The sequence below is a fragment of the Vibrio sp. qd031 genome (assembly GCF_002100145.1).
GTDB lineage: Bacteria > Pseudomonadota > Gammaproteobacteria > Enterobacterales > Vibrionaceae > Vibrio.
This window is the reverse complement of sequence record NZ_JXQD01000025.1, coordinates 708,271-720,459: the sequence shown is the minus strand read 5'-3', so window position 1 is coordinate 720,459 and position 12,189 is coordinate 708,271. Positions and strand designations below refer to the sequence as shown.

Below are 12,189 nucleotides of genomic sequence, written 5' to 3'. Positions count from 1 at the left end.
CACTAGGTGTCAACAATACTTGACACCTAGTGTGAGGTATCCGCTTTTCGTGGTCAAGAATTACCTATTTAAAGGTGAGTGTTTTAAGAGATTTCAGCAGATTTGCTCGCATATCCATCAATGTAAAACGTTGCGATTCTTTCCATGCGACGGGACGCAGTAAATCAACGGTTCTGATCCCTAATCGAGCCACTAACAGCCCTACCCCTACACCTTGTGCTAACCGTGTCGAGACTCGCGCTGTCATATCCATCGAGAGTATATCGACGCCAGCGTCAACCGCCACTTCGGTTGCGCCCGCGGCGGCCATAGTGACAAATACCTGTCTTAGCAAAGCGACCCTAGACCAGTACCCGAGCTCGACACTGTATAGTCTGGATAATTCATTGATCATTTTCATCGCGCGCCACGCGACAATGCCAATATCGGCAAGCGCAAATGGGCTTGCCGCGACTAAGATGGCGCACTGACTCGAATATTGGCTAACAATTGACTTTGCTTGCATGTCTTTACTTGCCAAAACCAAATTGTCGTACAGCGTAAACAGATGCTCAGCACTGTGGCTTTCGTTCTTGGCGTCTACCCATTGTTGAAATTGAGGCTGCTCAACGCTTTTATGCTTGTGTAAACTCTGAATAAACTCTTCAGCTTGTTTACGCTGATCGGCCTCGATAATCGCATCGACTTTGTCATTCATTGAAATCTGTTTTTTGAGTCTGCGTAGCTTAAACCACTCCTTACCAATAGCGCTTGCCCCCGCTAGAGCTACGGCACTACCAAAAGCTGCCCACCCCAGCCCCAACCAATCCTGCGACACAGCGGCGGTATACCAACTGTTTAGCAGTTGCCACGAACACAGACCGCCGAAGCTAATTAGTCCGAGCTTAGTCCAACGACTCACTTTTTTGGGTGTTAGTGCAGTCTCTAAGGGCGATTCAACCTCTTCTTCTGGCAATGCAACCGGCGTAAACGTCTGCTGCTGCTCAAACAGTTTTGCTCCATTTAATGATTCTGTATTGATCTCATTGGTACGCGCTTCTTCGAACACCTTCTTTGGCTTATACGAACTCGACTCGTGACGGGTCTTCATATCGGCATTATGCGAGTCATTGGATTCAGACGATGTCGGTTTTACCACAGTTTATCTCCCAATAAATATTCTAACGCTGCGTCAATTCTTATATGCCCGAGCGGTTCAAGCTTAGAGTACTGCTTAGGTGCAAACGGTGAGAACTCAAACCCCGTTTTTGCCCAATAATCAGCATGAGGCAAATTGTCTGGGACTTCACCGGGATATACGGTGACGGCATTGTAGGCCATGTCTTGCCCTCGCAGCGCTGGAGATTTTCCGTTTGAGTCTGTAACCAGTCCATACTCTGTGGCTTGAATAGAGCTTACCGACATGGTTTTTAGCTCTACATGCTCAAAGGAGGCGTATTGCCAGACAGGAGCGATCAATGTCTGCAGTAACTTATCGACATTCTTCTGCTGTTCTGGGGTGACATGGTCAATTTTGGTGGTGGCAAACAACAATTTGTCGGTTTTGGGCGAAAACAAACGATTTATAAGTGAATGTTTGCCAAACTTGAAACTTTTAATGATCTGCTCGAGGGCAAATTGCATATCTTCAAAAGCGTGTTTACCTTGATTAAGCGAACCTAATAGATCCACCAGCACAATTTGGCGGTTAAACTGTGCAAAATAGTGTTTGAAAAACGGTTTAACGATTTCTTTTTTATATTCTTCAAACCGCTGTTCAAGAACATATCGAGCCGACTTTTTAACGGTTTTGTTTGAAAATGCGCTTTTGGGAAGCGGAAAAAAGTCCAGTATTGGCGCCCCTGCATATTCACCCGGCAAAACAAAGCGCCCTGGTTGGACATAGTGGTAGCCATGATCTTTACATTGATGCAAATAATCCCTAAAGGTGTTGGCCAATTCGTTAAACACCTGGTCGTCACAAGGCCGTTCGGGTTCAAAATTGGCTACCCCGTGAATCCAGTCATTGGCTAAGGCTTGTTTGGTGTCATCGAGCCGTTGGTATTGACTGTCGCTCCATTGCTCATAGCTAAGTTCAAGTAACGGCAAATCCAACAACCACTCCCCAGGATAGTCAACAATATCCACATATAAGGTAGCTGTACTTCCCATTAATTTCTTGGTGCGCTTTTTCGGGGTGTAACGCAAGGCGAGTTTTATTGCCCCTACATCGGTAGTCGGTTTGGGCCAAACGGGTGGCTCTAGGCTTAATGAATCGATGGCGGCGTTATAGCCAAAAGTCGGCGTAAGAATGTTGGACTGTGTTACCTGCCGAGCTCCAAGCAAGCGACCTTGAGATTGTGCCGTGAGTAAAGGCATCGCTTTGTGTGTGGAACTGTATAACAATTGATTAGTAACAGACGTGATGAAAGCGGTTTTACCGGCGCGTGATAGTCCGGTCACACCCAATGAAATATGAGCGTCGACACCGCGTTGAAGTAACTGGTTAATTTCGTTTGATATTCGCTTCATACAACCCTCTAGTTTTACTCAGAGTAAGCAAATAGTATTCAAAGATCTAGCCATTTACCCAACGCGATATCATTCTGCTGGATGTTAATCTTCTTCGATCAGTTTGTAGATGACAAAAAGAGCCAACTCAAGCAGAAGTGTCAGGGCAACCGTTATAGTCACATACTTTTCGTGGAAAATAGCGATCCCTCCGAGTATCAGGTCATAGGCAATCACACCGCCAACCAAAATAGCGATGAGGATTTGTAAAGCTTGTACAAACTTTGGCATGGTTTCTCCAGATTGGTTTTTTCTTTACTTTAGGAAATAGCTCGTTGAAATGATAGGAAAAAGCGCAGAAAACTGCGCTTTTCTTATTTTTAGTCCATCTCTGCTATTTTTACTTTCCAAGTATCTGGGCCAATCTGGTGTGCGTTCGCACCCTTTGAATCCACAGCGACCGTAACCGGCATATCTTCTACTTCAAATTCGTAGATAGCTTCCATGCCGAGGTCCTCAAACGCCACAACTTTCGCTTTTTTGATCGCCTTAGACACCAAATAAGCCGCGCCACCCACTGCCATTAAGTAAGCCGCTTTGTGCTCTTTAATCGACGCAACCGTCTCAGGACCACGTTCAGCTTTACCGATCATGCCAAGGACACCCGTTTGTGTGAGCATCATATCCGTAAACTTGTCCATACGAGTCGACGTTGTTGGGCCTGCAGGGCCAACAACTTCGTCCCCTACTGCGTCAACAGGTCCAACGTAGTAGATGAACTTACCTTTGAAATCGACACCCTCAGGTAGCCCTTCTCCACTTTGCAGCATAGATTGAATTCGTTTATGCGCAGCATCTCTTCCGGTCAAGATTTTTCCTGATAACAGTAATGTCTCACCCGTTTTCCAAGTTTGGACATCATCAGCCGTAATGCTATCAAGGTTTACTCGACGAGTATTCTCGCCCGCTTCCCACGTGATCTGTGGCCAGTCTTCCAATTTTGGCGTGGGCAATTCTGCTGCACCGCTGCCATCTAATGTGAAATGCACATGGCGCGTCGCCGCACAGTTAGGGATCATGCACACAGGTTTGGATGCGGCATGGGTCGGAGCGGTTTTAATTTTTACGTCAACAACAGTGGTTAAGCCACCTAAGCCTTGTGCACCTATGCCCAGTTTGTTTACTCGATTGAAAATATCAAGTCGAAGCTCTTCTTCCGCATTCTCTGGGCCTTTATCGATAAGCTTTTGAATATCAATATGTTCCATGAGCGACTCTTTGGCCAATACCGCGGCTTTTTCAGCCGTGCCACCAATTCCTATCCCTAGCATACCTGGTGGACACCAACCTGCACCCATTGTAGGCAACGTTTTTTCAACCCATTCTGCAATGTCATCAGATGGATTTAGCATGACCATTTTGGTTTTGTTTTCAGAGCCACCACCTTTAGCCGCAATCTGAACTTCAACTTTGTCACCCGGCACCATATTAATATGCACGACTGCTGGCGTATTATCTTTGGTATTAATTCGTTTACCCGCCGGATCTTTTAGAACCGATGCTCGCAAAGGGTTATCGGGGTCGGTGTAGGCTCGACGTACGCCTTCGTCCACCATTTGTTGAACGGTGAGATCGCTATTCCATTGCACTTGCATACCAATATTCACAAAGCAGGTAACAATGCCGGTATCCTGACAAATTGGTCGGCGACCTTCTGCGGACATTCGCGAGTTAATTAAAATTTGTGCGATGGCGTCTTTGGCCGCTTGGCTTTGTTCTTTGTCATACGCTTGTTCCAGCGCCTGTACAAAATCAAGTGGGTGGTAATAGGAAATGTATTGCAGAGCATCAGCAACGCTGCTGATTAGATCTTCTTTATTTATGACCGTCATAGCGATCCTCTTTTATCGTTCTAGGCTTCCAGTGAACAAAACTTGTTCTTTCAGAACCTGTTGAGCTTCAACACGTTCAATTTATGATACTCTTGGCAGCCAAAACTGGCTATTTAGGGATTTATGTCTTTGTCACAAATTACGCAATTATTTGCTCGTTTTAGTTTCGATAGTGCGAAATTTCAAAAACTTAGTCTCGATTATCACCCCTTATTGGCCCAAGAGCTGTTTTCTAAGGTCCAGCACAAGCCCTGGTCAATGCTCCTCTCGTCGGCGGGTGCTGTTCACCCAGATAGCCGCTACGATATTGTGGTTTTTGATCCAATAGCATCAGTGTCCAGTCACGGGACACTCAACGTTATCGGTAGCTCAGACAGCTCAATCACCATTGAGGCTGCACCCTTTGACGTGTTGCGCGAGATAGAACGCTGCTTACCAAGCTGGGCAGACCTTGAGTCGAGTTTGCCATTTTGCGGCGGTATCTTAGGCCTATGGGGTTATGAACTGGGCAAAACGATAGAGCATGTCACTGCGAGCACTATAAATGATATCTCCGTACCTGATATGGCTGTTGGCGTGTTCACATGGGCTATAATCATTGACCATAAAACAAAAACAGCGTCAGCAGTGGGTTTAGACGCAAAAGCGCGTTACGCTCAACTCATTGCGTCAACTAAGCCAGACTCCAAGCCTTTTTCGTTACTCAGTTCTTGGCAATCTAATATGGACAAATCGAGCTATATCGAGCGCTTCAACAAAGTAAAACAATACATCTACGCGGGTGATTGCTATCAGATCAATTTGGCGCAGCGATTTCAAGCGGCCTATCAAGGTTGTGAATGGCGCGCTTTTCAAAAACTGGAGAACAGCAACAAAGGTCCCTTTTCTGCCTTTTTGCGTCTAGAAGATTCGGCAATTATCAGCGTTTCACCCGAGCGATTTATTCGCTTAGATGGCGATGAAATGCAAACCAAACCAATAAAAGGGACGCGGCCACGAGGCGTGACTCCCACCCAAGATAAAGACAATGCTGTCGAACTCGCAACCGCCGAGAAAGATCAGGCCGAAAACTTGATGATCGTTGATTTATTGCGAAACGACTTTGGGCGCGTGGCCACGCCAGGCTCAGTGCATGTCCCCTCGCTGTTCGATGTTGAGTCATTTCCAGCGGTTCATCACCTGGTCAGTACCGTCGAGGCAAAACTTGCGCCAAATAAGAGTGCCAGCGAGCTGCTTAAAGCGTGCTTTCCCGGTGGCTCAATAACCGGCGCCCCAAAAGTACGCGCAATGCAAATCATTGAAGAGCTCGAACCACATACTAGAAATGCGTACTGCGGAAGTATTGGCTATATCAGCAACAACAATAAAATGGACACGAATATTGCTATTCGAACATTAGTGGCGCAAAACCAAACCCTGTATGCGTGGGCGGGAGGAGGCTTGGTTGTGGATAGTCAGGCCGATGCCGAATATCAAGAAACCTTAGACAAACTGGCGAAGATCTTACCTACATTAGATTAAACAAGCATTTTTTGATTAAAAACTCGTATGCCAAACGAAGTCATTAACTGGTTAGCAAATTGCATCTAAAAGATTGCTGAGAACAAGGCAAAGATTTTGTAGAAAGTGGTTCGACCTACAAAATCTTTAACGCCGTTATCCGTGATTTTAACGAGCAAGAATGATCAGGTAATGGCTTTGGTTAGTCATAGTGAGAAATAGCACTCTAAGCGTTCATATCAAATGGTGAGCCTATTAGCTGTGAGCCAATTTGAGTCCGATAATTCCGCCAAAAATCAAACCAAGACTCACCAATTTAATGACATCGGTAGATTCATCAAACAGAACAATGCCAAACAGCGCGGTACCGATTGCACCTATCCCTACCCATATTGCGTAGGCAGTACCTACCGGAAGAGTTTTCATTGAAACGCCGAGCAATACAATACTAAAGAGTAAACAGCATACTGTCGCAATGGACGGCCCTAGTTTGGTGAAGCCTTGTGAGTACTTGAGTCCTATTGCCCACCCAATCTCTAATAAACCTGCGACGACTAAAATTATCCAATGCATAAAATTCTCTATGGATTGGGGTCGTCCCCATCAAAATTTGAGCGGTAAGGTCGTCCTTACTTCTAATAGTAATCTCAATTTAATACAGCGCGTCGAACTCGGCAATGCGTGGTTTGCCCCGCAGTGTCAAAAAATGCAAAAATTGCTGAGTCGAGGAAGTAATAACCCTTTCTTCGCGCACACCATATTTCTCTAACAAAGCAACCGCGAGTTGCAGTTGGCCTATTTGATCGTAAAAATGAGCGTCTGACCCGGTAGTAAATAATACCCCTAGTTTGGCACCCACTTCGACAATTCGGTCGCAACGCTCTTCACTGCCCTTGCGACTGTTACCAATCAGTGAAGTATTATTAATTTCTACCGCCACATTATTATGTTTGGCGCAGGATAACACTCGCTCAACATCAAATGGATAATTAGGGTTGCCTAGGTGCCCTAAAGCATCGATTCGACCACTCTCAATCGCCGAAATCAATGCCTTAGTATGGCTTGCCTCATCACATGGATGAAAAATAGGCTCATGGAAACTGCCAATCACCCAGTCTAAAAGAGGATCTGATGACAACGGGAGGTCAATCTCACCGACTTGGTTACAAATATTGGCTTCTACTCCGCGAATAATACCGACACCTTCCAAGAAACGAGGTAATATTTTTTGATTATTGAAGTACCAATAGTGAGGAGCACCTGGCATTTTGGGCGCATGATCTGTTGTACATAATAGCGACAGACCATGACGTGAGGCTGCAGAGGCATTTTCAGTCAAGGTACTGTAGGCGTGTCCTGAAGCAACGGTATGGGTATGGGTATCGACGACTATGTTCATTGATATCTCTTTAAATTCGACTACTCGATAAGTACCGAGTTGGCATCACTGTCTTTCCTGAAAATACAGACAAGTACTTAAGGTCCCACTATATCGGATTTCGTGTCCATTGACTAAGCGTCTTCATGTTTAGATGGGTTACAGAATAAGAAAAAGTACTAAATTCGGTTGGTATAAACGATATCCTGACCGCTTGACTAGCGTTTTGTATTCAATTCGTTACTATCTCTTTTCATCTATTTCTAGCGTATTGCCACAGCGTGTCGATACCCCAAATGAGTTCAAGAGAATCGGCGTGACACAATCCCCCTTAAACATATTGCAATCGGTATTTGGATATTCAGACTTTAGACATCAACAGCAAGACATTGTTGAGCAACTCATCGAAGGCAATCATGTTCTCACAATCATGCCAACGGGTGGTGGGAAGTCATTATGTTATCAAATACCCGCTCTCGCCAGAGAGGGAATAGGCATTGTCGTTTCCCCGTTGATTGCTTTAATGAAAGACCAGGTCGATGCTCTGCATCAATTAGGCATTAAAGCTGCGTTTCTAAACTCTACACAAGATCAGTACGAGCAGATGCAAGTGGAGCAATGGGTGCTCAATAATGAAATACAGCTTCTCTATGTTGCACCTGAGCGGTTATTAATGGAGCGAACTTTACAGTTGTTGGAACAAACATCAATTTCTTTGTTTGCCATTGATGAAGCGCACTGTGTGAGTCAGTGGGGTCATGATTTTCGTCCTGAGTATCAAAAGCTATCAGTGCTTCAACATCGCTTCCCATCTATACCTAGGATTGCGCTTACTGCAACAGCAGACTCTAAAACGCAACACGAAATCGCCGAGCAGCTTGGACTTGTCGACGCAAAGCACTATGTGCATAGTTTCGACAGGCCCAATATTCGATACCATGTTAATGAACCAAACAACGCAAAAGCCGATCTTTGGTCGTTTATCAATGATTCACACCCTAACGACGCGGGCGTTATCTATTGTCTGTCACGAAAAAAAGTCGAAGAAACCGCGCAGTGGTTAAACGAAAAAGGTCGCACCGCACTGCCGTACCATGCAGGTTTGTCTAATCAAGTGCGAGAAACAAATCAGCAACGATTTTTGCGAGAAGACGGCGTGATCATCGTAGCGACAATCGCGTTTGGTATGGGTATTGATAAACCGGATGTGCGGTTTGTCGCGCACTTAAGTTTACCCAAAAGCATCGAGTCGTATTACCAAGAAACCGGGCGCGCGGGCCGAGATGGCGAGCCAGCAAACGCATGGATGGCCTACGGCATGCAAGACATGGTGTTGCAAAGGCAAATGCTGGAAAACTCTGATGGCCCGCGCGAGTATAAGCAAATTCAATCTCAAAAGCTCAACGCGCTATTGGGTTATTGTGAATTGATCGACTGTCGTCGACAAACACTGTTGCGATACTTTGGGCAGCAGAGCGAACCATGCGGTAACTGTGATAACTGCCTGTCCCCACCAAGTACATGGGATGGAACAGAAGCGGCTCAAAAAGCGTTATCTGCAGTCTATCGATGTGGCCAGCGCTTTTCTGTCACTTATATCATCAACGTTCTATTGGGCAAAAAGGATCAACGAATTGAGCGCTTTGGGCATGACAGCTTATCGACGTTTGGCATTGGCACAGACCTAAGCGCCAACCAATGGAAAGGGGTTTTTCGTCAACTTATCGCAATGGATTATTTAACCGTTGAAGGTGAATTCAATAACTTAAAACTCACATCGAGTTGCCGTGAAATCCTGCGTGGCGAAAAACATGTGCAACTTAGGCAATTAAGAAAAAGCAAAAGTGGCTCTCGTGCCACCCAACCTGCGGCTAGCGACGCACTTGATGCTGCCGACATCGAGCAATTTGATAAACTCAAATCCGTAAGAGCACAGCTTGCGACTGAACAAGGCGTGCCCGCATATGTAATTTGTCACGACAAAAGCTTGCGTGAAGCCGCTAGGTCTCGCCCACTAACCAAAGAATCCTTATCTAGCGTGTCAGGCTTTGGCGAGAACAAAGTAGCGAAATATGGCGACGCCTTTATCGCGGTCATACAGGCTCGCGAGTATGAAGCACGACAGCTAAATGCAACGGAACTTCAAAGCTGCACACTGTTTAAACAAGGCAACAGCATAGACACAATTGCCTCGCAACGCTCGCTATCAAGTGCAACCATCTATGGACACTTAGTGAGCGGCGTTGAAGTCGGTCAAGTCGAACTGCATCAGCTGATGGATATTAACGAGTCAGAACTTGCTGCGGTATCTTCAAAAGCCCAACAGCTAAATTCTATAAGAGATAGGAAGCTCAAACCGCTTTTCGACGCTTTGGGCGAATCATGGAGTTACGATCAACTCAAAGCCATACTAGCGCATTTAACGTGGCAAAACAGGCCCTAGTATTGAACAGATAGGTCGATTATTCTGTATTGCATATAAAGTGAATCGGCGCGATCACCTTAAAACGCCAATTATCATTAATTTCTGAATAGATGATTATGACTAAAGACGAATTTTTGTTGCGCTTTCAAAGCCTTTCACCCACTCAGTATCAGCACCATCGGCCACTTTCTAAGGTGCGCTCTTCACCGAAACCACTGCGTGATGCCGCGGTACTTATCGGATTGGTCGAGCGAGAGCAACAGCTCCAGCTGGTGTTAACTCGTCGAGCAGACCATCTAAAACATCACCCAGGACAAGTGAGTTTTCCTGGAGGTAAAGTAGAAAAGCACGATCTCGACGTAGCGGAAACGGCTTTGCGAGAGACCCATGAAGAGTTGGGTATTCCTCCACACAAGATCAATGTTATTGGCGCACTTCCTTCACTCAATACAGTGTCTAGTTTTTCCGTTGTACCTATCGTTGCTTTTATCGATGCAAGCTATCAACCGATCATCGACGAGAACGAAGTGGCAGAGCTGTTTGAGGTTCCAGCATCATTCATACTCAGTCCAGACGCCTTGAGTAGTTACAGCGTCACACACAAAGGAGTGTCGCATACTATTTATGGCGCTTTATTTGAACAACAATTTATTTGGGGTGTAACCGCTCAAATATTGCACGCCTTACAGAGGCAACTTTCGATTTAATCGCTTTGGTGTTTTGTTTAAAGTCTGGTTTTTGATGCCATAACCAACAGATAAGGCACAAGTCCTAAAAAACCGCTATTTTTTACTGGATTGCCGGCAATTAGTGGTTGAAGCCAAATAATTGCTAGGTAAACTGTAGAGATCAATAAAAGTGCGCACTGCACTGCCTGTTTGGGCTCTTTTTATACACAATGGAGTATTACATTACATGACTTACGCGCCTGTTAAAGACGTGCTTGGTGGTAAGCTAGCTATCGACAGTGAAGTTACTGTTAAAGGCTGGATCCGCTCGCGTCGTGATTCCAAAGCTGGAATCTCATTTCTTGCCATTTACGACGGCTCATGTTTCGACCCGATTCAGGCCGTGGTCCCAAACAATTTAAGCAATTACGAGCAGGAAGTTCTTAAACTGACTACCGGCTGCTCTGTTGAAGTGACGGGTACCATTGTCGAGTCTCCAGCAAAAGGTCAGGATTTTGAGCTTGCCGCAACCGCTGTAAAAGTGGTTGGATGGGTTGAAGACGCCGATACCTACCCTATGGCAAAAACACGTCACTCTATCGAGTACTTACGTGAAGTGGCTCACTTGCGCCCTCGTACTAACGTCATTGGTGCGGTTGCTCGCGTCCGTAACTGTTTGTCACAGGCGATCCATCGCTTTTACCATGAACAAGGCTACTTCTGGGTCTCTGCCCCACTTATCACGGCATCAGATGCTGAAGGTGCAGGAGAGATGTTCCGCGTATCCACACTGGATATGGCTAACCTACCGCTGACCGATAAAGGAGACGTTGATTACAACCAAGACTTTTTCGGAAAAGAAACCTTCCTAACGGTATCGGGTCAGCTAAATGCTGAAGCCTATGCTTGTGCACTAACCAAAGTGTACACCTTTGGACCTACGTTCCGCGCAGAGAACTCAAACACCAGTCGTCACCTTGCTGAATTCTGGATGGTTGAACCTGAGCTCGCTTTCGCCGACTTAGATGACGTTGCCAAACTGGCCGAAGACATGCTGAAGTACGTATTTAAAGCCGCACTCGATGAATGCCGTGACGATCTTGAGTTTTTTGCTCAACGCATCGAAAAGCAAGCCATCACTCGTTTAGAGCAATTTGTCTCTTCGGATTTCGCGCAAGTTGATTATACCGACGCGATTCAAATCCTTCTCGATTCGGGTAAGACTTTTGAATTCCCTGTTGAGTGGGGCATAGACATGTCTTCAGAGCACGAACGCTACCTTGCTGAAGAGCACTTTAAAGCTCCTGTCATCGTGAAAAACTACCCGAAAGACATCAAAGCATTCTACATGCGTATGAACGATGACGGTAAAACCGTTGCCGCGATGGATGTACTTGCACCTGGCATTGGTGAGATCATTGGCGGTTCACAACGTGAAGAGCGTTTAGACGTACTGGATGCGCGTATGCGTTCAATGAGCATCGACCCTGAACACATGAGCTGGTACCGCGACTTGCGTCGCTACGGTACAGTGCCGCACGGAGGGTTCGGTCTAGGATTCGAGCGTTTGGTTTCTTACGTTACTGGTATGTCTAATATCCGTGATGTGATCCCATTCCCACGTGCACCACGTAGCGCGAACTTCTAATCAGTTAAATAACCAAATGATTGGCATTTTCAGTTAGGAAACATGTCAAAATAAGGTTTTAAAAGCCAACTCATACCGAGTTGGCTTTTTTGTATAACTTTTATAGAAATAGGCAATGGTTTGCTATTGTTTCATGCTGTGCAAAAAGGTATAAAGAAAGTAGTTCATTTCACACAACAGGGAATTAT

The 12,189-nt window shown here is 45.6% G+C and carries 10 protein-coding genes; 4 read left to right on the top strand and 6 right to left on the bottom strand.

All coding sequences use genetic code 11. The features are described 5' to 3' along the window. Nucleotides 1–64: 64 nt before the first annotated feature. The 4 genes from ST37_RS15220 to ST37_RS15205 all read right to left on the bottom strand — a co-directional run bounded on the left by ST37_RS15220 (nucleotide 65) and on the right by ST37_RS15205 (nucleotide 4,382). Nucleotides 65–1,138: a TIGR01620 family protein gene (locus tag ST37_RS15220; protein ID WP_084887874.1), complete on the bottom strand. Its 1,074-nt coding sequence runs from the start codon at nucleotides 1,136–1,138 to the stop codon at nucleotides 65–67. Beyond that, nucleotides 1,132–2,511 carry a YcjX family protein gene (locus ST37_RS15215; protein WP_084887872.1) on the bottom strand — a complete coding sequence of 460 codons (1,380 nt, stop codon included), beginning with the start codon at nucleotides 2,509–2,511 and terminating at the stop codon, nucleotides 1,132–1,134. Before ST37_RS15215 ends, ST37_RS15220 begins: the two co-directional genes overlap by 7 nt. Before the next feature lie 84 nt (nucleotides 2,512–2,595). Then, a complete protein-coding gene (locus ST37_RS15210; protein WP_084887870.1) occupies nucleotides 2,596–2,781 on the bottom strand; it encodes a hypothetical protein in 186 nt (61 codons plus the stop codon). Between the two features lie 89 nt (nucleotides 2,782–2,870). Beyond that, nucleotides 2,871–4,382 (bottom strand): fumarate hydratase, encoded by a 1,512-nt coding sequence (locus ST37_RS15205; protein WP_084887868.1) that lies wholly within the window; start codon nucleotides 4,380–4,382, stop codon nucleotides 2,871–2,873. A 123-nt stretch (nucleotides 4,383–4,505) separates the two neighbouring features. Between ST37_RS15205 and pabB the strand changes: the two genes are divergently transcribed. Then, nucleotides 4,506–5,903 carry an aminodeoxychorismate synthase component I gene (gene pabB, locus ST37_RS15200; protein WP_084887866.1) on the top strand — a complete coding sequence of 466 codons (1,398 nt, stop codon included), beginning with the start codon at nucleotides 4,506–4,508 and terminating at the stop codon, nucleotides 5,901–5,903. Nucleotides 5,904–6,137: 234 nt separating this feature from the next. Here the strand turns inward: pabB and sugE are convergent, their stop codons facing one another. Further along, the gene (gene sugE, locus ST37_RS15195) at nucleotides 6,138–6,455 is read right to left on the bottom strand and encodes a quaternary ammonium compound efflux SMR transporter SugE (RefSeq protein ID WP_084887864.1); all 318 of its coding nucleotides are present in this window, start codon (nucleotides 6,453–6,455) and stop codon (nucleotides 6,138–6,140) included. Nucleotides 6,456–6,534: 79 nt separating this feature from the next. Then, nucleotides 6,535–7,281 carry a phosphatase gene (locus ST37_RS15190; RefSeq protein WP_084887862.1) on the bottom strand — a complete coding sequence of 249 codons (747 nt, stop codon included), beginning with the start codon at nucleotides 7,279–7,281 and terminating at the stop codon, nucleotides 6,535–6,537. 295 nt (nucleotides 7,282–7,576) lie between these two features. Here ST37_RS15190 and recQ point away from each other — a divergent pair, with 295 nt between their 5' ends. From recQ to asnS, 3 genes are all read left to right on the top strand, one after another. Further along, a complete protein-coding gene (gene recQ, locus ST37_RS15185; RefSeq protein WP_242426310.1) occupies nucleotides 7,577–9,703 on the top strand; it encodes a DNA helicase RecQ in 2,127 nt (708 codons plus the stop codon). 98 nt (nucleotides 9,704–9,801) lie between these two features. Then, nucleotides 9,802–10,392: a CoA pyrophosphatase gene (locus ST37_RS15180; protein ID WP_084887858.1), complete on the top strand. Its 591-nt coding sequence runs from the start codon at nucleotides 9,802–9,804 to the stop codon at nucleotides 10,390–10,392. A 208-nt stretch (nucleotides 10,393–10,600) separates the two neighbouring features. Next, nucleotides 10,601–12,001 (top strand): asparagine--tRNA ligase, encoded by a 1,401-nt coding sequence (gene asnS / locus ST37_RS15175; RefSeq protein ID WP_084887856.1) that lies wholly within the window; start codon nucleotides 10,601–10,603, stop codon nucleotides 11,999–12,001. The last annotated feature ends 188 nt before the right edge of the window (nucleotides 12,002–12,189 follow it).